A 22,238-nucleotide genomic window follows, 5' to 3' on the forward strand; every position below is an offset into this window, starting at 1 on the left:
GGGAGGTACTTCTTTTTTTATGTTTCAAAAAGCTTGGGACACAAGGGCTTTGAATTATGAAATTCACTCACCTAGATAATAATTTAAGTGCATGAAGGAGAGGTTTTTTTGAATTTGTTTAGCATTATCAGCTTTATATTAGTATTAGTATTCATATACATCTATGCATTTTTTCGAACCAGAAGTATAGATAAAAAAAGTTCTGAAGGTTACTTTTTGGGAGGAAGATCGCTTGTCGGTGCAACGGTTGGTATGACGATTATTATGACTAACCTCTCGACAGAGCAGCTAGTGGGACAAAATGGTCAAAGTTATGTGGCAGGCATGGAAGTAATGGCATGGGAAGTGACCTCTTCTGTTGCTATTGTTTTGCTGGCATGGGTCTTTTTGCCGAAATATTTTAAATATGGTGTAAATACGATATCTGATTTTATTGAAATACGATACGATACGTTTACTAAAAGAATTGTTTCGATTCTCTTTATATTTACTTATATAGTCAGCTTTATGCCTGTTGTTTTATATTCAGGGGCGCTGATATTTAATGATTTATTCGGACTTGACCAATACTTGGGTATTAGTAGAACAACAGCTGTTGTTATTATTTCTACGATTATTGGTTTGGTTGGAGTTATCTATTTATTTGTCGGCGGGCTTTCCCTTATTGCGCATAGTGATTCAATCTATGCTGTTGGTCTGCTTCTCGGGGGAATGACCATTACGGTGTTAGGTCTGATTGCACTTGGAGAGAATAGCTTTTTCACTGGGTTAGATAAGCTTTTAGCGAACACGCCTGAAAAATTAAACGCCTGGGGAGCGGTAGATTCAGCAATGGTGCCTTGGCCAACATTATTTTTAGGAATGTTTTTTAATAACTTATACTTCTGGTGTACAAACCAAATGATTGTTCAAAAAGCATTAGCAGCGAAAAACTTAAAAGAAGCACAAAAAGGTGCCATATTTGTTGGATTCTTTAAAATTTCAGGCTTGTTCTTCTTAGTTCTGCCTGGTGTTATCGCCTATAATATATTTGGCGATGGAATTCAAATGGATCTTGCCTATCCTGCATTAGTAGCTGAAGTATTACCCAATTGGGCTGCTGGACTATTTGGGGCGGTTGTATTTGGAGCAATTATGAGTTCTTTTGTCGGGGCTTTAAGTGCTACAGTGACTTTATTTAGTCTTGATTTTTATAAGCCTGTCATAAATAAGCAGGCTACAAATAGACAGATTGCTCTCGTAGGGAGAGTGTTAACCATCATTATTGGTATCATAGTAATTGTTATCGCGCCATTTATCTCTCTCTTTCCGCAAGGATTGTTTGCTGTACTTCAAGAGTTTAATGGTCTATATAGTATGCCGCTCTTAGCTATTATCGTAGTCGGCTTCTATTCTAAAAAGACATCTGCTCTTGGCGCAAAAATAGCATTTATATTCCACATAGTGGTATATGCTTTGTCTAAAGTGGTAATCCCAGATATCCATTATCTATATGTTTGGAGTGTACTATTTTTGGCAGATTTAGCTATTATATATTTCTATAGCCAAAAGAGGCCGGAAAAAGACGATTTCCAATTTGAAAAATATCAAAGCAAGGTGGATATTACTCCGTGGAAGCATGTCAGATGGACTGGCATTGTCATTTTGGTGATTGTAGTAGCTTCTTATGTAGTCTTTTCTCCACTTGTCTTGGCTAAATAATGTTAGCAAAGTAATTCAATAAGAGTAATTATATAGATTAAAAAACAAGAAGATTTAAAATAGTCTTGACTTTATATGCATACTTAGCTAAAATAGTTTTATGATTAAGCGCTTAATTAATAATATGATTTTGGAAGTTGTTTATTATTCTACTGATACCCTAATGTTAATGAATAATTATTACTTTTTATAAACATAAATTGTAAGCGATTTCTATAACTAATTTGATTAAGCGCTTATTCTATTCGTTTAGTAGGTTTAGTACACTACATTTAGATTTAGACGCTTTGGCATGAGTAAAAAAGCAAAGAACAAACAAAAAGAAAGGGGCGATTCTTTTGCTTTTAGAAATGAAAAATGTCAGTAAGTCCTTCTCGGGCGTCCAAGTTCTCCATGATATCAATTTGGGCGTGAAAGAAGGAGAGGTTCATGTATTGCTAGGGGAGAATGGTGCAGGGAAATCAACGATTATAAAAATATTAACAGGAGCTTATACAAAGGATACTGGCGATGTATATTGGGATAAACAAGTTTTAGAAGTGAATGAACCCAAGGATGCCATTGATGCAGGAATTGCGACAATTTATCAAGAATTGAACCTTATTCCTGAATTATCTGTTATGGAAAATATATTTTTAGGTCATGAGCAAAAGAAAGGAAGCAAGTTTTCACTGCTTGATCGTGCAACAATGAGAGAGAAAGCCAAAAAGTTAATGAGCAGACTCGGACAGAATACGGATCCGGATGAACTTGTGCAGAATCTTGGGGTAGGACGGCAACAACTAGTGGAAATTGCTAAGGCGCTTTCTCTTAATGCGAGGTTGATTATCATGGACGAGCCCACTTCTAGTCTAAGCGGGAGTGAAACAGAACAGCTATTGCTGACAGTGGAGCGTTTGCGAGAACAAGGGATTACGTTTATTTATATATCACATCGCCTTGAGGAAATCAAACGGATTGGAGATAGCATTACCATTCTGCGCGACGGAGCAAAGGTAGATACCGTTAAAGTTGAAAATACATCTGTTGACGAAATGATAGCGCTAATGGTCGGAAGAACGTTAGACAACAAATTCCCCAAAATGGAGTCTTCTAGAGGCGAAGAAGGATTAAGAGTAGAGAATTTCAAATTAAATAGTGATTCAAAAGAAATTAATTTCACTGCATATACGGGAGAAATACTTGGTTTTTCTGGATTGGTCGGTGCAGGACGCACAGAATTGATGAGAGGAATTTTTGCAGCAGACAGTATTGAATCCGGTGATATCTATATTTTCGGCAAGAAAAAGAAAATTGCAAATCCAAAGCAGGCTATTCGAGAAGGAATTGCATTTATTACAGAAGATAGAAAGGGAGAAGGGCTTTTTCTTGATCAGCCGTTACATTTTAATAAAACCATAGCTAAATTAAAAGAAATTAAAAGAAATGGACTGCTCAGTATAAGAAAGCAAAAAAATGTTTCTAACACTTATGTCGAAAGTCTGAAAATCAAACCGAATAATATTAATTTACTTGCTCAGAATTTAAGTGGCGGGAACCAGCAGAAAGTAGTTATTGCCAAGTGGCTGTTTACCCAGGCGAAAGTATTTATATTTGATGAACCGACACGTGGTATTGATGTAGGTGCAAAAGTAGAGGTGTATAACTTAATCAATGAATTAGTGAAGTTAGGAGCATGTGTGATTATTGTTTCTTCGGAGCTGCCAGAGATTTTAGGAATGTGTGATCGTATTCTTGTTATGCACGAAGGGGAAATTACAGGTGACTTTAAAGTGAAAGAAGCAAATCAAGAAATTATTATGAGAGCTGCGACAGGAGGGTGATTTGAAATGGAAGAAAGAGTGAAAGATATTGATGAAAAAATTGAAGAGCAAAAAGATGGAAAACCGCCGAAACCTTCTAAAGATCCTAAGAAAAAATGGGATGCAAGGGCAGTTTTAGATAAATTTGGTGCATTATTTGGCTTAATAGGTTTATCGGTTATTCTTACTATTCTTGCTCCGAGTTTTATTACAATAGATAACTTAATGAATGTTGCCAGACAAGCATCCATTAACGCTCTATTGTCTCTGGGAATGCTTTTACCGATTATCACTGCAGGAATCGATTTATCCGTAGGTTCTATTTTGGCTCTATCCATTGTTCTAGGAGGAATCGTTACGGTATCTTGGGGCATGTCGCCAGTAGTTGGTTTAATTGTTTTATTATTAGCAGGTGCGGTGGCCGGATTAATTAACGGTTTATTATTAACAAAGCTGCGTTTACCACACCCATTCATCTCAACCTTAGGAACAATGAATGTATATCGTGGGCTAGCGCTTATTGTAACTGGTGCATCACCTATTTTTGGTTTTCCATTACTAATAAACTATGTTGGACAAGAAAGTATCAATATCGTTCCAGTAAGCTTTATATTGGTTATCATTGTAGCAGTTTTGATGCATATTTTTTTAAATAGAACAGCAACTGGAAGATATATTTATGCCATTGGTGGAAATAAAGAAGCTGCACGCCTATCAGGAATTCCAGTGGACCGAGTTCTCATTATTGTATATACAGTAAGTGGTTTTATGGCGGCTCTTGGAGGGCTGGTTCTAATTGGAAGAACCAATTCAGCATCTCCAATAGCGGGGTTAACATATGAGTTGGATGCAATTGCCGCTGTTATTATCGGCGGAGCGAGTTTCTTCGGCGGAGTAGGCACGGTAGTTGGCACATTGATTGGAGCATTAATTATCGCGGTTCTTCGTAACGGTTTGAATTTAATTGGTACGTCTTCTGATTTACAGACCGTTGTAATTGGTATTGTTATTATTTTAGCGGTATATGTTGATGTATTACGCAGAAAAGGAACAAAGAAATAAAATAGTCTTTTATTTTGTGGATACGAAAGAATTTTGATTATCTATTATTAACTCTATTAAAAGCAAGAGTTTTAAAGACGGAATATTGTGATAATAAAATTTTATATTTTTTGAAATTTGGTTAGCAGGAGGCATTAATTCATGCAAGCAGGAGTATTTAAAGAAATTGGAAAATTAGAATTACAAGATAGAAATGAACCTGATCGAGTAACAGAAAATGAAGTGAAAATTAAAGTGGAAGCAGCCAGTATTTGCGGGACAGATGTCCATATATTAGCTGATCCGCCAGGGCATCCAGCAACTCCAGGATCCGTTTTAGGGCATGAATATGTTGGAGAAATTGTGGAAATAGGAAAGGAAGTAGGAAATGTAAAGGTGGGAGACCGTGTCATAGTAGACCCGACTACTACATGCGGCGAATGTGAATACTGTGGTATGGGATTAGTAAATATGTGTGATAACAGTTCAAGTATAGGAATTTTTAAAGATGGAGGATGGGCTTCATACAGTGTCCTGCCAGCAAAAAATGTATTTAAAGTGTCAAAAGAAGTACCGCCAGAAGTAGCGGTACTGGCAGAACCCTTATCTTGCGTTATTAACGGCAGTGAAAAAATAAATATTCAGCCAGGAGATAGTGTTGTCATTTTGGGAACTGGTCCAATGGGACAACTGTTTACGCAAGTAGCAAAAGCTGCAGGAGCAGGAAAAATAATTTGCTCTGACTTCTCTGATTATCGTCTGAGATTTTCAGAAAAATCTGGAGCAACACGGACGGTCAACCCGAAACAGGAGGATATTTACGAAGTAGTTAAAGCTGAAACAACTATTGGAGCGGATGTGGTGGTTGATTGCGTGGGTGCTTTAATGAACCAGGCAGTTGAACTGGTTCGGAAAGGAGGGCAAGTATTAGTTTTAGGGATGAATGAACATGTTGCACCAGCTATCAAACAATATGATATTACAAGAAATGAAATTACGATCAAAGGAACTTATATACAAAACTTTGATTTTCCAAAAGTAATCAAGATTTTAGAAGCTAATTTGCTCAATTTAGAAGAGCTTATTACTCATAAGATCACATTAAATCAAATTCATGAAGGTATTGAAAATATGAGGAAAGGTGAGGCAATAAAAATTGTAGTATATCCGGAATGAGCAGGATTAAAGTGTATTTCATACTAGTTAATATCAGAAATATAAAAATGGGAGGAGTCGAATCTATTGAGTGAGGAAAAGAAGGAAATAAGAGTCGGAATGATTGGCTACAAGTTTATGGGTAAAGCTCACAGTAATGCATATCGCAACTTGCCATTTTTCTTTAATTTGAATGTTGTTCCAGTTATGAAGGCAATTTCTGGACGAAACGAAGCAAAGGTAAAAGAAGCGGCTCAAGCATTTGGCTGGGAATCTTATGAGACGGACTGGAGGAAACTGATTGAACGTGATGATATCGATATGATCGATATAGCTACTCCAAACAATATGCACTACGAGATGGCAATAGCAGCAGCGAAGGCAGGAAAACATATTATTTGTGAGAAACCACTTGCGATGAATACGAGGCAAGCGAAAGAGATGTATGATGCTGCATGTAAAAGTGGGAGCATTCATATGATTTGCCACAATTATCGTTTTGCTCCGGCAGTGCAGTTTGCTAAACGACTTATTGAGCAGAATCGTTTAGGGAAAATCAACCATGTCCGAGGGACTTACTTGCAGGATGTATATTTAGATACAGAATCCCCCATTACTTGGAGGACAAGGAAAGAAATAACAGGGTTAGGCGTTCTGGGAGATATTGGCTCACACAATTTGGATTTAGCAAGATTTTTAGTAGGAGAATTTCAAGAGGTTGCAGCTTTGACAGAAACCTTTGTAAATCAGAGGCCAGCAGCTGAATCTGAAAATCAGAATGAAGCAGATAAGAAGCAGATGGAAGATGTAACTGTTGAAGATGCAGCAGCACTGATTGCCCGTTTTGAAAATGGTGCAATTGGAACATTCGAAGCAACGAAACTTGCTGGAGGAAATTTGAATGGGAATCGCTTTGAAATTAATGGGGAAAAAGGTTCGATTCGCTGGGATTTAGAGAATTTAAATAATCTGGAAGTATATTTTACAGATGATGAACCTGGTATCCGAGGGTACAGAACGATTAACTGTACGGAAAAATATCACCCATATGCTGAGGCGTATTGGCCAGTGGGACATATTATTGGCTATGAACATACCTTTATTAACCTCTTATCTGATTTTTTTAATGGCATTGAGCAAGGGAGTAGTCCTAGACCAAATTTTGAAGACGGCTTACGCAATCAGATTTTGCTAGAATCCATTGAAGAGTCAGCTGCTAAAAAAGTATGGATTAATGTTTCAGAAAAAAGCAACAGTATCTCTATTAAAGAATAACTATAAATTAGTAAAAGAGGTAATGAGTATAATGACAAAAATCAAATATTATCTATTAACTGTATTTTTAGTAGCTATATTAACGCTTGCAGCTTGTGCAGAAGACGGTGATGCAAGTGATTCATCATCAAGTGCGGGCGGAGAGGGGAAACCTATTATTGCAGTAGTTTTAAAAGGGTCGGATCAGGAATATTTTAAATTGGCTGAGGCAGGAGCAAAACAGGCATTTGAAGATTTTGATGTAAATGGTACTTTTCAGGCTGCCTCTACACAGACAAATACAACAGAGATTATTAATATTTTAGAAGATTTATTAGTTGAAGAGCCAGATGCACTTGTTGCAATGCCTAGTACAGAAGAACAAACGCCAGTCCTTCAGCGGTATCGAGAAAAGGATATACCAGTCTTGCTGATTGATACAGATTTAGATTGGGAAGAAAAAACGACTTACATTGGAACAAACAATTATACAGCTGGGCAAGAAGCTGCGAAACTTTTATCCTCTGATTTATCAGAAGGAGATGAAGTTGCGATTTTAGAAGGAGTTTCAGGTGCGGCGGTAAGTGAGGAAAGAGTTAGCGGAGTGAACGATGTAATGGAAGAGCAAGGGATAAATATTGTTGCCTCTCAAGCTGCTGATTTTGACCGTGCAAAGGCAGTAAATACAATGGAGAATATTTTAACAGCCCATCCAGATATTCAAGGAGTGTTTGCAGCGAATGATGAAATGGCGATGGGAGCCTTTGAAGCAGTAAGTGCGCAAAATTTAGATATACCAATTATTGGGGTTGATGGAACGAGTGATGCATTAGACTCGATTAGTAATGGCGGACTGACTGCAACAGTTGCTCAAAGCCCATATCAAATGGGGTATCAGGGGGTAGAAAACGCATTAAAGGCTATTGAGGGGGAAATGATTGATAAGGAAATTGATATTGATGTGGAAATACTAACAGAAGAAAATGCTGGAGAAACGCTTGATGAAATTAATGGTATTTTAGAGAAATAAATTTTCATTGTCTATAAATTCTTTAGAAAAACTAGACAACAGAGAGGAGTGTATGAGTTAAAAAGGTGAAAATTGGTTTTATTGATGTTGGCTGGATGGGGAAGGCTCACAAACAATTAAATTATCAATGTTTGACATCTTACTAGGAAAAGTAATGATAGATACGAACGTTGATTTAGCAGCTATTGCCTCAACAAATGCTTTTCATTATGGAGTGTCTAAAGAAGTATGTATATTGTAAAAAATCCTTGCAATTATTCCTGAACAATCTAAAAAATTAGCGGGTTTGATCCAAGAAGAGATGATGAACTTTGTAGATTTCAATAATGTTCATAAGCCAGCTGCTGCATATATCAGAATTTTATTTTAATAATGATAACCAAAGGAGAATCGATATGAAAAGATTTAACTATTTAGTTATTTTCACCATGGTATTACTTTTGTCAGCTTTAGCTGCATGTTCGTCTGAAGACTCTAATGCGAGTGAAGATGGCAGTGAATCTTATAAATTTGCTACTGTACTCATGGCATTAAATTCTGATTATTGGCAGATGCATAAAGCTGGTGCTGAGGATGCTGCGGCAGACCTTGGGATTTCTTTAGAAGTGTTAGGACCAGCAGAAGAAACGATGTTTGAGGAGCAGGTCAAAATTGTTGAAGATCAAATTTCTTCAGGAGCGGATGCTATTATTGTTGCCCCAAGTCTGCCAGAAGCGATGCTGCCAATCTTAAATCAAGCTGAAGGGATGGACATTCCTGTCGTATTGGCAGATGCAGATGTTGAAGATTTTGAAGATAAAGTTACCTTCATAGGGACAGAGAACTATGATGCTGGTAAATTAGCAGGTGAGTATATTAGTGACAAATTAGAAGAAGGAGACAAGGTAGCGATTATCCGTGGACAACTGGGAGCAAAAGTACATGATGAGCGTACAAATGGATTCCAAGATGCTTTAGACGGTAAGAATCTGGAATTTATAGTTCAAGACGCTCAAAGTGATCGGGTGAAGGCAGTAAATATTATGGAAAATATTTTGACTAGTGATGATGATATAAAAGCGGTATTTGCAACGTCGGATGAAATGGCATTAGGAACATATCAAGGGTTAGAAAATCAAGGGAAAACAGACATTCCTTTAATTGGTTTTGATGGCACTCCAGATGGTTTGCAGGCAGTTATGGATGGAAAAATAACGGCAGAAATTGCTCAGGACCCTTATCAAATGGGATATTCAGCTGTTGAATCTGCTTATCAAGCACTGCAAGGAGAAGATGTAGAAGATAGGATAGATTCTGGAGCAAAAGTTATTACAAGTGAAAACGTTGAAGAGGAAATCGAGTTAAGTAACAGCTATTTAGAATAGCATTAAAATTATTCTAAATAAAATAATTTTAACATTAGGAAGTATATTATTAGAATTTTCCGATGTTAAAGAAGGCCAAATTAGATTTTATACTTTTTTTAAATATAAAATTGTGGAGGTTTTATAATGAAAAGAATAGTTTTTTTTATTATTGCTTCACTGCTTTTGTTTTTAGCTGCATGTACGAATGAAAGTTCTGGGGAAGTTTCGAACGGGAGTGGAAATGAGTCCTATAAAATGGCATCTGTTTATATGACATTAAGCTCTGATTATTGGCAATTGCATAAAGCTGGTGCCGAAGCCGCAGCAGATGATTTAGGAATTTCATTAGATGTGCTAGGGCCTGCTGAGGAAACGATGTTTGAAGAGCAAGTAAAAATCGTTGAAGATCAGCTTTCTGCGGGAGCAGATGCTTTAGTAGTTGCGCCGAGTCTGCCAGAAGCGATGCTGCCAGCTTTACAACAGGCTTCTAACCAGGATGTTCCTGTCGTTTTAGCAGATGCAGATATAGAAGAGTTTACTGATAAAGTAACATTTGTAGGTGTAGAAAATTATGAGGCTGGCAAGCTTGCTGGAGAGTATATCAGTGAACAATTGGAAGATGGAGATACCGTAGCAATTATTCGTGGGCAGCTTGGAGCAAAAGTACATGATGATCGTACAAACGGATTTCAAGATGCATTGGAAGAGAAAGATATTGAAATCGTTGTACAGGATGGACAAAGTGATCGTGTGAGAGCAGTAAATATTACAGAAGATTTTCTAACAAATGATTTAGATATTAAAGCTATTTTTGCAACAAACGATGAAATGGCGCTTGGAGCACACCAAGGGTTGGATAATAACGCAAGAACGGATATCCCGGTTATTGGGTTTGATGGAACACCAGATGCACTTCAAGCGATAGTTGACGGAAAATTAAATGCAGATGTAGCTTACGATCCTTATCAAATGGGGTATACATCCATTGAATCTGCCTACAAAGCGCTTGAAGGTGAAGAGGTAGATGATGAAATTTTTGCAGAAGTCAACGTAGTTACAAGTGAAACGGCAGAAGAAGAAGTAGAAAAAATCAATGGTTATTTAGGTAATTAGTAATCAATTATCCAAATAATATTCCTGTCCATGAAAGAAGGATGGGAATATTTGATTTCTTTATTGGGGCAGGCGGGTGTGGATACGACGGAATACACTGACTGTGAAACTGCCGTTCTATCCCAAATAGATGTTTATAAAAGTCTAAAAAAGCAAGAACATTTTAAAGATATTTTAATTATATAGGGAGGAATTAGAATGGTATTAAAAATAGGAGTTATTGGTACAGGAGCAATCGGAAAGGATCATATCCATCGGATTACAAATACGCTGAACGGCGGGGAAATTATTGCTGTAACGGATGTAAATCCAGAGCAGGCAGAAGCTGTTGTAGAAACAGAAAATCTAAATGCAGAAATCTTTAAAGATGGTCATGCATTAATACAATCTCCCAATGTGGATGCAGTAGTTGTAACGTCCTGGGGGCCGACGCATGAGGAATTTGTGTTAGCTTCTATTGCAGCTGGAAAACCTGTGTTTTGCGAAAAACCGCTTGCTACTACAGCTGAAGGTTGTAAACGTATTGTAGATGCTGAAGTTGAAAGTGGAAAGCAATTAGTAACAGTAGGGTTTATGCGAAGATATGATCAGGGTTATCGTGCTTTGAAAAAAACTATTAAAGAGAATCAGATTGGTACTCCATTGATGCTTCATTGTGCTCATCGGAATCAAAATGCACCTGCATTTCATGGAGATATGCCAATTACAGATTCTTTTGTGCATGAAATTGATATTTTAAGATGGCTGCTTCAGGATGATTATGTATCTGTTCAAGTAATCCAGCCGAGGAGAACTCGTTTTGCAAATGATGGGATGCAGGATTCTTACATGATATTATTGGAAACGAAAGAAGGTATTCGCATTGACGCAGAAGTATTTGTTAATTGTCAATATGGTTATGATGTTCAATGCCAAGTAGTTGGAGATACTGGAATTGCTAACCTGCCAGAGCCTGCCAGTGTCGTAGTTCGTAAAGATGCTAAACTTTCTTCCGATATTTTAACGGATTGGAAGCCTCGTTTTATTGACGCGTATGATGTAGAAATACAAGAATGGATAGACGCAACGCTAAAAGGTGAAATGAATGGACCATCAGCTTGGGATGGTTATGTTGTTTCTGTGACAGTGGATGCTTGCCTGGAAGCGAAAAATTCAGAAAAGATTATTCCTATTGATTTACCTGAATGCCCGAGTTTTTATAGAGAAGCAAAGGTAGAAGTCTGATATATTTTTGGAATTTTAACAGAAGCGTTAGGATAACAAAGAATTAATGACTATAAGCAGTCAATCAATTAATCAAATAATATTCCTGTCCATGGCATATGGATAGGAATATTTGTGATTTCTTATGGATGGATATGAAAAAATGTATATCCATGTATAGGTAGGGAGGATTTTATGTCAAATATAGCATATGTTCAAAAGAGGGAAGAAAGAGTAATACTAAAAAAAGACCATGTCATTTTTCTAGCAGCTATATTTTGTTTTTGGTTTGCTACTTATATTTATTCACCCGTTTTCGGTGTGTACCTGCAATCAAAAGGGTTTTCGTATACTGCAGTGGGTGTTATTATCGGAAGCTACGGCATCACTCAAATCCTATTAAGACTGCCGCTCGGAATTTTATCGGATTATTTAAGTAAATTAAGAAAACAGTTATTTGTAGGAGGATTTGCCGTATCACTTCTTAGTTGCCTGATTTTAGTTTATTTCGATTCATTTTTTATGATTATGCTTGCACGATTGATGGCTGGAGTTACTGCGTCTATGTGGGTAATGGCTACGGTTTTGTATACATATTATTTTGAAACAGGTCAATCTGCCAAAGCAATGGGAACATTGCAATTTATTACTGTAGCTACACAGTTTGCAAGTATGGCGATTAGTGGATTTATCGTTGAGCAATTTGGCTGGAACGCGCCTTTTTGGATTGGAGCTGTTGTTTCTGTATTAGGTATTCTATTAGCATGGCAGATCAAAGATTTACAGCAGCCTGAATCGATGACCAATACAAGTTTTAATTTGTTATCTTATTTACGTGTCTTATTAACATTACCAGGATTGAAAATGATTACGTTTTTATCACTTGCTGCTCATGCTATCTTGTTTATCACTATCTTTGGTTTCAGTCCAATTATAGCTGCTGAAAATGGCGTATCAGAAACAGCATTCATTTGGTTAGTTAGTGCATTTTTTATTCCACACGCATTAGCTTCTCTAAGTTTAGTCTTTATAAAAATAGACAGCAGATATAATAAACGAATACTTTGGAGTTGTTTTGGAATAACTGGCATCTTTCTGCTGCTGGTTCCATTGACGGGGACACTGCTTACATTATCTATGGTTCATTTTGTAATTGGTCTGGCACTTGGTTTTGTGTTTCCTATTTTGTTAGATGAGGTTGTTTGTTACAGCCCCGCGCACTTAAAGATGTCAGCAATGGGTTTTTTTCAATCTTTCTATGCACTGGGAATCTTTTTGGGACCGCTGGCTGCAGGCAGTATTGCTGAACATATTGGTTTAAGTGAAGTATTTTATTTTACTGGAATATTTGCGTTAGTAACGGTTATGGCGGTGTTGTTCTTGTTTCAAAGACATAGCCGTATGTTAGAAAAATGAGGGTTTGGATTACAAATACTTTGAGAGGTAAAGCATCGTCTCTTATTTACAGATAAAAAGAAAAGGCAAGCAATAAGTTGCTCGTCTTTTCTTTTTATCAATTTAAAAGTTAAAGTTATCTCATATTAACGAAGCTCACTCAATTCAACCGTACGATTCTCTTTCCAGGAAAGTTTCGCAGCTTTTGCTAACAGCTCAGCCTGTAGCCCGTCCTCGAATTTTGCCACGACGGGTTTATCTTCTAAAATAGATTGGGCAAAATCATGGATTTCCGCGATGTATCCTTCATTATAACGCTCAAGGAAGAAATACATTGGCTTGTCCTCGGTAACCGCAGCATTTGTGCTTACTTTTACATTGGTCGGCTTCTGATTTTCTACCTGGACCATGCCGTTATTGCCGAATACTTCGATACGCTGGTCATAGCCGTATACTGCTTGGCGGCTGTTATCAATTACTCCCAGAGAATCATCTGCAAAGGTGAGGGTGATAATGGCTGTATCTACATCATCATTGCGTGAAAAACGATCATCTACCAGAGAAGACGCTTTTACGGTAATGTTTTTCACATCTTGACCGGATAAGTAACGAATCATATCGAAATCATGGATCGCCATATCGATAAATAGGCCGCCGGAGCGTTTTACATATTCTTCTGGCGGAGCTTCCGGATCACGGGAAGTGATTTTAATAACATGCGGTGTACCAATATCACCATTGCGGACAACATCATGTGCTTTTCTGAAATGTGTATCGAAACGGCGGTTAAAACCTACTTGGAATTTGACGCCTGTTTCTTTAATCACTTCCAAGGTTTCTTTTGTTTTTTCAATATCAAAGCTGATTGGCTTTTCGCAGAAAATATGCTTGTTATTCTTTGCTGCTTTTGTAATAAAATCAATATGGGTATCCGTGCTTGAGCAGATAAAAACAGCATCGATTTCTGGGTCATTAAGAATATCATCTGCATTCTGTGTGATAACAGGAACAGCCTTTAAATAATCGATATCCTTCAAGTGATCGGTGTATACATCAGAAATTGCTTTTAACTGGTATTTATCGGATAGCAGAATATTTTTAGCATGCAGCTGTCCGATACGTCCAGCGCCAATGATGCCTACAACTACTTTTGTCATTGTCATTCCTCCAAGTCTGTAACTGTCTATGTGAAGCGACAGTTGTTCTGATAATATGGACTTATGCTTTATTGGAAGAACCAAATAAACGCATTTTTTCTATTACTACTCTTTCAATTGCATTCATCCCTGTTGTCATAATTTCCGGGATCTTATGGGAATCTGGATGCTGCTCCAGGTAGTCACGTACTACTTTTGTCCATGCTTGATTGCATTCGGTATTTACATTGATTTTGGCATGCCCGTATTCAATGGCTTTTACAATTTGGTGGGCAGGAATACCAGAACCGCCATGCAGAGCCAGAGGAACCTCATTCAGGTTGTCAGAGATTTCCTGCATTAAATCAAATGCCAGCTTTGGTTCACCCTGATAAACGCCATGAACCGATCCAAGCGCGGCTGCAAGCAGATCTACTCCGGTTTCTTCTACAAGCCGATAACACTCGTTTGGGTCCGCATATTTGATGCCTGAAGTGATGCCATCCTCTGTACCGCCAACAGAACCGATTTCTGCTTCCACAGAGACATGCTGTTTATTTGCATAGTCGACAACCTCTTTGGTGTTGGCGATATTTTCTTCCAAAGGCAGCTTCGAGCCATCATACATAACAGAGCTGTAGCCTGCATCAACAGCTTCTTTACAGCGTTCTACCGATAAACCATGGTCGAGGTGCAGAACGACAGGTACGGTAATTCCCATTTCTTCTACCATTTTTTTGGTAGTGGCAGCAATCAATTTAAATCCGCCAAGGTAGTCTACGATACGATCCGTGGAAGCTAAAATAACGGGAGATTTTTCTTTTTCTGCTGCGCGTAATGTGGCTTCTGCCCATTGAAAGGTATTGATATTAAATTGGCCGACGGCATAGTGGTTTTTCTTTGCTTCAGGCATCAGCTCTTTTAATGATACAAATGTCATTCTTTCACCTCCATTCTTTTTATAGTTAAATATGACGTACGTTTCATGAAGATGTTCACTCTAACATACTGCTTTTAAAGTGAACATCCTCATTTAGTTTGTGATTTTTTCGTTCAATACGTTTTCGTTAATATATTTGCGGGCCTTTAAAGCATATTCAAGCGGATGCGCAATTTCCGGATCCTGCTCTGCTTCAATCACAATCCAGCCCTGGTAGTTATTTTCCAGCAGCTTGTCATATACTTTTTTAAAGTCGATACCGCCATCACCAGGTACTGTAAACATCCCGGCAAGAAAGGCAGAGCGGAAGGATAGACTGTCTTCTTCGCTCGTTTTCATGATATTGTCCCGAATATCTTTAAAATGCACATGCTTGATTCGGTGCATATGCTTCTCTAATAACGGCATGTATGCTTTATCAGAGGCGTAAATGTGACCTGTATCGTAAAGCAAGTGAACCAGTCCCGGGTCGGTATTTTTCATCAAGCGGTCGACTTCTGCCAACGTCTGTACGCCGGTTCCGAGATGGTGATGATATACAAGCTTTAAGCCGTAACTGTCAGCGACTTCGCCGAGTACGTTCAAGCCTTCTGTAAGCTGATTCCATTCTTCATCTGAAAAAGTGGGCTTATCAGCAAAAACATTTTTAGGTAAGCCTTGAATACTGTAGGTTTGTTCGGATACAACAGCAACCGCAGCATCCACTTCTTTTAAATAAGCGCAGTGCTCACGGAATGCTTCCGATGCTTTCTCCACGCCATCTTGAATAATAAAACTGGAGAACCATTGTCCGGCAATCTTTAAGTTGCGGAGCTTTATTTCTTTTTTTAATGTTTTCGCATCAGGGAAGAAACCGCCGACTTCTGTGCCTTCAAATCCGGCAACAACGATATCGCTCAATAGATGCGATAGGGTATTGTCTTTTCCGATTTCCGGCATATCGTCATTTCGCCAGCCGATTGGTGCTATTCCCCAATGGATATCCTGTTTTCCCATCATTCATCACATCCAGCTTCCATTAATATTGTCTTGCATTATCGAGAATTTGTTGTCTTTCTGCGGCAGCTTTTTGTACACTTTCCTTTTCGGAAACTTCTGCTACTCCAACATTCCACCAGCTACCATCGTAGCCGTCTGTCATTGTTTTTGGCAGCACTTTTATTTCAATCAGCGTGGATACCGTTTGTTTTTTAGCATCTTCCACAGCTGCTGTTAAATCTTTTAGGTTATTGACAGAATAGGTTTTTAAGCCATATCCTTCTCCGATTTTAGCGTAATCAATGTTCATGATTTCGTTATTCGCATTACGGAATTCTGTTCCTGTGCTTCCATTTCCGTGATCCATTTGTAAGTTATTGATGCATCCAAACCCGGAATTATCGAATAGAAGCAGGTTGATTTTTTTATCATATTGAAGAGCTGTTACAATTTCAGAGTGAAGCATTAAGAAGCTTCCGTCTCCTACAACTGCATACGATTCCTGTTCAGGCTTCGCTAATTTAGCTCCCAGAGCTCCCGCGATTTCGTACCCCATACAAGAATAGCCATATTCTAAATGGAACGTATTTGCCACATTGGCATTCCAGATACGCTGCATATCTCCTGGCAGTGATCCAGCGGAAGAAATTACGATGGCATCGCTGTCGACCACATCGTTGACTTTAATTAATGCTTCCGTTTGTGTTAATTCTGTTTTTAGCGCATCTGCATAATCATTTAAAATTTCTTGATTAAAATGATCTGCGATTTCAGGTTTGAAATCATTGCGATTGAATTCTGTTGCAGCTAAGCGATTACGCTCATTCTCCCACTCTTGTTTCAGGGAAGCTGTTTCTTCTCCATAGCTTGATTGGTAATCGCCAATATTTTTATTGATTGATTGCAATGCTGCTTTAGCGTCAGCCACCACTTGGAACCCGTCAAATTTATAAGCTTGTCCGCGGTTTACATTGATATTTAAAAAGGTTGTATTATCAAAGTCAAACAACGTTCTGGATGATGTTGTGAAATCTGTATACCTTGTACCGATTCCGATAATCAAGTCGGCGTTCATCACTGCTTTGTTCGCAGCGGAGGTACCTAAAATACCATTTCCGCCAAGATTATTCGGATGAGTAAACTCCACGGTTGATTTCCCGGCATGTGTTTCTACGATGGGAATATTTGCTTTTTCAGACAGTGCTACTAATTCCTCTCTTGCCTCTGAATATTTAGCACCACCGCCGACTAATAGAACCGGACGTTTACTTTGTGTAATGGCCGCAACGGCTCCATCTAATTCACGCTGCGTCGGTAATTTACGGTCTACATAGTGAACGCGTTTATTGAAAAAGCTGACTGGATAATCATATGCCATCGCTTCTACATCCTGAGGTAAGCAAATCGTTGCTGGTCCAGTTGTTGCCGGATTCGTTAATACTTCAAATGCTCGGATTAACGCACTCATCAACTGTTCCGGACGATCAATACGGTCCCAATATCTTGAAACAGCTTTGAATGCTTCGTTGGTTGTTAAATCTGTACTGTGTTCATGCTCTAATTGCTGCAGTACAGGGTCGGGCTGTCTGGTGGCAAATGTATCTGCTGGTAAGAATAGCACCGGGATATTATTTGCAAAAGCAGTACCAGCTGCTGTTACCAGATTTGCTGAACCCGGTCCTGCAGATGCGGACACAGCAAAAATCTTTTGACGGAGATTTTGTCTGGCAAAAGCCGTTGCTGCATGTGCCATCCCTTGTTCATTCTTTCCCTGATAGCTTTTTAGACGACCGGGATTATTTTCAAGTGCTTCTCCTAAGCCTAAAACATTTCCATGGCCATAAATATGGAAAACACCTTCTACAAAAGGCGTTTCTACGCCGTCTACAGAAATATATTGCTGATTCAAAAACTTTACCAATGCTTGTGCAGTAGTTAAACGGATTTTTTCACCCATTTTATTCAACCTACCTTTCGTATCTAAATTTAAGAACGCTCGCGAATAAGCTGTTCAATTTCTTCTACAGTCGGCATCGCTTCGGAAGAACTGTGCTTGCTGACAACGATGGAAGCAGATGCACTGCCGAATTTCAATGCAGTTTCATAGTCTTTTCCTGTAACAAGTGCATAAAGAAATGCAGATGCATAGGAATCGCCTGCGCCAAATGTTTTTAACACTTTTGTTTTGTATGCCTGTCCGCGGTGAACGGTACCATCTGGCTCATAGGCATAGGAACCGTCGACACCATGCTTGATGACAACAAGCTCGGTATTATGCTGGAATAAGTGCTGGACTGTTTTTTCATTGTCGCCTTCTGAATCCAGGTTTTCCATCACATCGTATTCGTCACGCGTACCGATAACGACATCGGAAAGCTCTGCAACGAGAGAGTAATATACTGCTGTTTCCTCAGCAGATTTCCATGTATATGGACGGTGATCTAATTCAAAGATAACTTTGACATCATTCTTTTTTGCATATTGAACTGCTTGCAATACCGCTTCACGAGAAGGGCTCTGTGCCAGTGCGGTACCGGAAACAAGAAGGATTTTCGCTTTTTTGATATAATCTTCGCTTACTTCGGTGGAATCTAAATAAAGATCTGCTACTTGATCACGATACATTAAAATGCTGCATTCTTCCGGGCTTAGAATTTCTGTGAAAGTAAGTCCGGATTTATGTCCTTCTGTATCGTAAACGATATGAGAGGTGTCAATCCCTTTTTCCTCCATGTATTGTTTGATAAAGTTTCCGTGCTGGTCTTTTGAGATTTTGCCGATAAATCCAGCTTTCAGCCCTAATTTTGAACTGCCAATAGCAATATTTGCCGGAGAACCGCCAACGTATTTTGTGAAAGTCATTGTTTCTTCCATCGGACGGTTGTATTCGTTTGCATTCAAGTCAATCGCAGCGCGGCCAATCGCAATAATATCGTATTCTCTATCTTGATTAAATGTAAGTGCCATGCGTTTCGCTCCTTTTTCATTACGGTTTATTTTCATAGGAGAATCGCCCTCGCCTCTTTCTATAGGAATAGAGGAGAGGGGGACGATTCAAAAATGATTAGTCTCGATCAATGATCCATTCATGATCCTTTTCGTTATGGAATTTCCATATGCGTTCCGGTCCGGCCATGACATTTAAATAGTAAGCAGCATAACCGTCTGGCACGCCTACTGGATGGTAGCCTTTAGGAACAAGAACAACATTGGCATTTTCTACAGCCATGGTCTCATCTAAAGAACGGTCCTCTGTATATACACGCTGGAAAACAAACCCTTGCGGCGGGTCCATTTCGTGATAATAGCTTTCTTCTAAGAAGGACTCGTTTGGAAGATTGTCCTGGTCATGCTTATGCGGAGGGTAGCTGGACCAGTTAGCTGTTTCTGTAAACACTTCTACAACAAGCAAGCTGTTTGCGGAAGGATCAGAGTCCGGTAAAATATTGTGTACTTGCCGTTTATTATTATATTTTCCGCGATGCTCTACGCCGTTATCCTCTGCTTTAATCAGTTTGGTCGGCAGCTCTTTATCAGATGGAGCAAAGCATAATGCTACACGAGCTTTCGTGTTAGCTGTAATGGTAACTGTTTTATTATGGGAAACATAAACACTGTCTGTCGGTTTACGTTCAAATACGCTTTCGCGGGTACCAATATCAGAGAAGCTTTGATAGCCATCTGTGACAGTGATTTTTCCTGTTAATGCGACAACACAAAGCTCTAAGTTCGTCAGCTTTTCGTCATAGCTGGTATTTGGTTCTAAATCTACTACTTTAAAACCGACATAATGAAGGTCGGAATTTTCTTCTGTCACTTCATGAACAAGTGTTACGCCGTCTGCTAATTTGTTATTTTCAGGTTTTCTTAATAAATGACTCATAAAGAACTCCTTTCGACATGGGATGAGGCTGGGACTAGAGTGAAAAGCAATGTGGTCAGGTTAATATGCCGCTGCGGAAAAACACTACGCTTTCCGCGGGCTTGAGCTCAGCCTCCTCGGTAAAAAGAAGAGCACTTTTTCCCTGCGGGGTCTTCCCACTGCGCTTTCCCGCAGGAGTCTCCGTATTTTTCCTCCGCTAGTTAGTATTATCACTATCCTACTTGTATCAAATATATTTTTTATAAATTTATTAACCTGACAACATTGGCTGGAGATAAAATGCCCAGCCTCATGTTTTATTTAAAATCTAGTAATCTGCTTTAATGCATTATGAAAAATCTGGTTCAGGGTAACGGGCGGTTACTACTTTTTTACGTGTATAGAAATCGACACTGTCTTTTCCATTTGCATGCAATGTACCGTAGAAAGAAGACTTCCATCCGGAGAATGGGAAGAATGCCATCGGTGCTGGTACACCTAAGTTGATTCCTAACATACCTGCATCGATGTTTTCACGGAAATAGCGTACAGATAATGCGCTTGTAGTGAATAGGCAAGCACCGTTAGCGAATTCAGATTGGTTAGCGAATTCCACTGCTTCTTTTAGGTTTTTCACACGTACGACAGATAACACTGGAGCAAAAATCTCATCCTTCCATATTGTCATATCTTGAGATACGCCATCAAAAATCGTTGGTCCGACAAAGTAGCCATCCTCATTTTGTTCGTTACGTCCGTCGCGAACTAACGTAGCGCCTTCTTCGATTCCTTTTTCGATATAACCCAGTGTACGTTGTTTTGCTTCGTCGCGGATAACCGGTCCTAAGAAGACACCTTCATCCAGGCCATTACCCATTTTGATGTTGTCAGATGCTTCTTTTAATTTTGCGATAAATTCATCTGCAACGGAATCTTCTACAGTTACCACCGCACAAGCCATACAGCGTTCTCCGGCAGAACCGAATGCAGCGCTGATTACTTCTTTTGTAGCTAGGTCTAAGTCAGCATCTGCTAATACCGTAGAGTGGTTTTTCGCGCCAGTTAATGCTTGAACACGTTTTAAATTCTCACTTCCGCGCTTGTATACATATTCTCCAACTGGCTTAGAGCCTACGAAGGATACTGCTTTTACAGTAGGGTGGTCTAAAATGCCATTCACCACATCATGTGCACCATTTACAATACTGAATACACCCTTAGGAAGACCGGCTTCATCCAGTAATTCTGCAAGTCTGGCTGCAAGAATAGGTGTTTTTTCTGATGGCTTTAAGATAAAGGAGTTACCTAAAGCAATTGCCATTGGGAACATCCAGCAAGGGACCATCATTGGGAAGTTAAATGGCGCAATTCCACCGACAACTCCTACAGGGTAACGATAGTTGGTAGCTTCTACATCGGTTGCAATTGTTGCAAGAGAATCTCCCATCATTAATGTCGGTGCACCAGCAGCGAATTCTACGTTTTCAATACCGCGTCCAACTTCACCTAGTGCTTCGCTAACACTTTTTCCGTTTTCCTGGGTAATTAATTTTGCTAATTCTTCTTTATGCTCTTCTAATAGATTTTGATATTTAAATAGAATGCGGGCACGTTTGGCTACAGATACTTTTTTCCATTTTTCTTGAGCAGCCTGAGCTGCCTGCACAGCATCTTCAAAATCCTCTGGAGTAGAGATTGGCACTTGTGCTAATACTTCTTTTGTTGCTGGATTATAAACATCTTCATACTTATCTGTTTTACTTTCGACCCATTCACCATTGATAAAGTTCTTTAGTTTTTTAGACATTAGAATATGTCCTCCTTTAATATAGTAGATTTATATTTTATTCTCTGAAAAATTTAGAGAAAATAGATAACTTAGTTGAAAAATGCTAGAGGTCACCGGTTAAAAATTGTGCCTTGCCAAATCCAAAGCTCCATTCTCCGGCGCCATTCGTGACAAAGGTAATCATGACATCCTTTGGATCTACCTGACATTGCTGCTCTAACCTTTCTGTCAGAAGCTGATAAAAGTCTTTCTTCATCTTGTCCGTCCGCTGTGTACTGATGACGGTAAAAAGGATGACGTTATCACTTCTCTCAAAGCCGAGCCCGGTATCCTTCATAATCATTTCGTAGGGTTCATGCTGTGTTACAACTTGGTAACGATCACCCTCAGGGACATGAAACGCTTCCAAAACAACTTGATGCGCTGCATCCAAAATTTGTTTGATTTCCTCCGGTTCTCGACCTTTGATTAAATCAACTTTAATTAGGGGCAT

General features: G+C 38.9%; 18 protein-coding genes. 10 read left to right on the top strand and 8 right to left on the bottom strand.

Annotated elements, in window-relative coordinates:
* Positions 1 to 108 precede the first annotated feature (108 nt).
* From BN997_RS09575 to BN997_RS09620, 10 genes are all read left to right on the top strand, one after another.
* A complete protein-coding gene (locus BN997_RS09575) occupies positions 109 to 1,701 on the top strand; it encodes a solute:sodium symporter family transporter (RefSeq protein WP_042531736.1) in 1,593 nt (530 codons plus the stop codon).
* Between the two features lie 338 nt (positions 1,702 to 2,039).
* Positions 2,040 to 3,524 carry a sugar ABC transporter ATP-binding protein gene (locus BN997_RS09580; protein ID WP_244882359.1) on the top strand — a complete coding sequence of 495 codons (1,485 nt, stop codon included), beginning with the start codon at positions 2,040 to 2,042 and terminating at the stop codon, positions 3,522 to 3,524.
* A 6-nt stretch (positions 3,525 to 3,530) separates the two neighbouring features.
* Positions 3,531 to 4,565, top strand: coding sequence for an ABC transporter permease (locus BN997_RS09585; protein ID WP_084612908.1), 1,035 nt, complete (start codon positions 3,531 to 3,533; stop codon positions 4,563 to 4,565).
* A 141-nt stretch (positions 4,566 to 4,706) separates the two neighbouring features.
* On the top strand, positions 4,707 to 5,720 hold the full coding sequence (locus BN997_RS09590) for a zinc-binding dehydrogenase (protein WP_042531737.1): 1,014 nt from the start codon (positions 4,707 to 4,709) through the stop codon (positions 5,718 to 5,720).
* A gap of 99 nt (positions 5,721 to 5,819) precedes the next feature.
* Entirely contained in the window at positions 5,820 to 6,974 is a 1,155-nt protein-coding gene (locus BN997_RS09595; protein WP_042535974.1) for a Gfo/Idh/MocA family protein, read from the top strand.
* A gap of 31 nt (positions 6,975 to 7,005) precedes the next feature.
* Positions 7,006 to 7,983, top strand: a complete 978-nt coding sequence (locus BN997_RS09600) for a sugar ABC transporter substrate-binding protein (protein ID WP_042531739.1) — start codon at positions 7,006 to 7,008, stop codon at positions 7,981 to 7,983.
* Between the two features lie 395 nt (positions 7,984 to 8,378).
* A complete protein-coding gene (locus BN997_RS09605; protein ID WP_042531741.1) occupies positions 8,379 to 9,347 on the top strand; it encodes a sugar ABC transporter substrate-binding protein in 969 nt (322 codons plus the stop codon).
* Positions 9,348 to 9,473: 126 nt separating this feature from the next.
* Positions 9,474 to 10,442 carry a sugar ABC transporter substrate-binding protein gene (locus BN997_RS09610; protein ID WP_052484969.1) on the top strand — a complete coding sequence of 323 codons (969 nt, stop codon included), beginning with the start codon at positions 9,474 to 9,476 and terminating at the stop codon, positions 10,440 to 10,442.
* 198 nt (positions 10,443 to 10,640) lie between these two features.
* A complete protein-coding gene (locus tag BN997_RS09615; RefSeq protein WP_042531743.1) occupies positions 10,641 to 11,666 on the top strand; it encodes a bifunctional inositol 2-dehydrogenase/D-chiro-inositol 1-dehydrogenase in 1,026 nt (341 codons plus the stop codon).
* Positions 11,667 to 11,840: 174 nt separating this feature from the next.
* Positions 11,841 to 13,061, top strand: a complete 1,221-nt coding sequence (locus BN997_RS09620) for an MFS transporter (protein ID WP_042531745.1) — start codon at positions 11,841 to 11,843, stop codon at positions 13,059 to 13,061.
* Positions 13,062 to 13,186: 125 nt separating this feature from the next.
* On the opposite strand, the gene iolG is transcribed toward BN997_RS09620, so the two are convergent.
* The 8 genes from iolG to BN997_RS09660 form a co-directional block, all read right to left on the bottom strand.
* A complete protein-coding gene (gene iolG, locus BN997_RS09625; RefSeq protein ID WP_042531747.1) occupies positions 13,187 to 14,197 on the bottom strand; it encodes an inositol 2-dehydrogenase in 1,011 nt (336 codons plus the stop codon).
* A gap of 61 nt (positions 14,198 to 14,258) precedes the next feature.
* Positions 14,259 to 15,116, bottom strand: coding sequence for a class II fructose-1,6-bisphosphate aldolase (fba, locus tag BN997_RS09630; protein WP_042531749.1), 858 nt, complete (start codon positions 15,114 to 15,116; stop codon positions 14,259 to 14,261).
* 93 nt (positions 15,117 to 15,209) lie between these two features.
* Positions 15,210 to 16,112: a myo-inosose-2 dehydratase gene (iolE, locus tag BN997_RS09635; protein ID WP_042531751.1), complete on the bottom strand. Its 903-nt coding sequence runs from the start codon at positions 16,110 to 16,112 to the stop codon at positions 15,210 to 15,212.
* A gap of 22 nt (positions 16,113 to 16,134) precedes the next feature.
* Positions 16,135 to 18,051, bottom strand: coding sequence for a 3D-(3,5/4)-trihydroxycyclohexane-1,2-dione acylhydrolase (decyclizing) (iolD, locus tag BN997_RS09640; protein ID WP_042531753.1), 1,917 nt, complete (start codon positions 18,049 to 18,051; stop codon positions 16,135 to 16,137).
* A 29-nt stretch (positions 18,052 to 18,080) separates the two neighbouring features.
* Complete coding sequence (iolC, locus tag BN997_RS09645; protein WP_042531755.1) at positions 18,081 to 19,061, bottom strand: 5-dehydro-2-deoxygluconokinase; 981 nt, start codon at positions 19,059 to 19,061, stop codon at positions 18,081 to 18,083.
* Positions 19,062 to 19,158: 97 nt separating this feature from the next.
* Complete coding sequence (gene iolB / locus BN997_RS09650; RefSeq protein WP_042531757.1) at positions 19,159 to 19,977, bottom strand: 5-deoxy-glucuronate isomerase; 819 nt, start codon at positions 19,975 to 19,977, stop codon at positions 19,159 to 19,161.
* Positions 19,978 to 20,305: 328 nt separating this feature from the next.
* Positions 20,306 to 21,763, bottom strand: coding sequence for a CoA-acylating methylmalonate-semialdehyde dehydrogenase (locus BN997_RS09655; RefSeq protein WP_042531759.1), 1,458 nt, complete (start codon positions 21,761 to 21,763; stop codon positions 20,306 to 20,308).
* An 85-nt stretch (positions 21,764 to 21,848) separates the two neighbouring features.
* A complete protein-coding gene (locus tag BN997_RS09660; RefSeq protein ID WP_042531760.1) occupies positions 21,849 to 22,238 on the bottom strand; it encodes a tautomerase family protein in 390 nt (129 codons plus the stop codon).

The organism is Oceanobacillus oncorhynchi (assembly GCF_000821065.1).
Classification (GTDB): domain Bacteria; phylum Bacillota; class Bacilli; order Bacillales; family Amphibacillaceae; genus Oceanobacillus; species Oceanobacillus oncorhynchi.

Excerpts from the sequence above, each read along its gene's own strand:
- BN997_RS09655 (WP_042531759.1), bottom strand. The coding sequence starts at position 21,763 with ATGTCTAAAAAACTAAAGAACTTTATCAATGGTGAATGGGTCGAAAGT.
- BN997_RS09585 (WP_084612908.1), top strand. The coding sequence starts at position 3,531 with ATGGAAGAAAGAGTGAAAGATATTGATGAAAAAATTGAAGAGCAAAAA.
- BN997_RS09660 (WP_042531760.1), bottom strand. The coding sequence starts at position 22,238 with ATGCCCCTAATTAAAGTTGATTTAATCAAAGGTCGAGAACCGGAGGAA.
- fba (WP_042531749.1), bottom strand. The coding sequence starts at position 15,116 with ATGACATTTGTATCATTAAAAGAGCTGATGCCTGAAGCAAAGAAAAAC.
- iolD (WP_042531753.1), bottom strand. The coding sequence starts at position 18,051 with ATGGGTGAAAAAATCCGTTTAACTACTGCACAAGCATTGGTAAAGTTT.
- iolC (WP_042531755.1), bottom strand. The coding sequence starts at position 19,061 with ATGGCACTTACATTTAATCAAGATAGAGAATACGATATTATTGCGATT.
- BN997_RS09590 (WP_042531737.1), top strand. The coding sequence starts at position 4,707 with ATGCAAGCAGGAGTATTTAAAGAAATTGGAAAATTAGAATTACAAGAT.
- BN997_RS09595 (WP_042535974.1), top strand. The coding sequence starts at position 5,820 with ATGATTGGCTACAAGTTTATGGGTAAAGCTCACAGTAATGCATATCGC.
- BN997_RS09605 (WP_042531741.1), top strand. The coding sequence starts at position 8,379 with ATGAAAAGATTTAACTATTTAGTTATTTTCACCATGGTATTACTTTTG.
- iolB (WP_042531757.1), bottom strand. The coding sequence starts at position 19,977 with ATGAGTCATTTATTAAGAAAACCTGAAAATAACAAATTAGCAGACGGC.
- BN997_RS09600 (WP_042531739.1), top strand. The coding sequence starts at position 7,006 with ATGACAAAAATCAAATATTATCTATTAACTGTATTTTTAGTAGCTATA.
- BN997_RS09620 (WP_042531745.1), top strand. The coding sequence starts at position 11,841 with ATGTCAAATATAGCATATGTTCAAAAGAGGGAAGAAAGAGTAATACTA.
- BN997_RS09615 (WP_042531743.1), top strand. The coding sequence starts at position 10,641 with ATGGTATTAAAAATAGGAGTTATTGGTACAGGAGCAATCGGAAAGGAT.
- iolG (WP_042531747.1), bottom strand. The coding sequence starts at position 14,197 with ATGACAAAAGTAGTTGTAGGCATCATTGGCGCTGGACGTATCGGACAG.
- BN997_RS09610 (WP_052484969.1), top strand. The coding sequence starts at position 9,474 with ATGAAAAGAATAGTTTTTTTTATTATTGCTTCACTGCTTTTGTTTTTA.
- iolE (WP_042531751.1), bottom strand. The coding sequence starts at position 16,112 with ATGGGAAAACAGGATATCCATTGGGGAATAGCACCAATCGGCTGGCGA.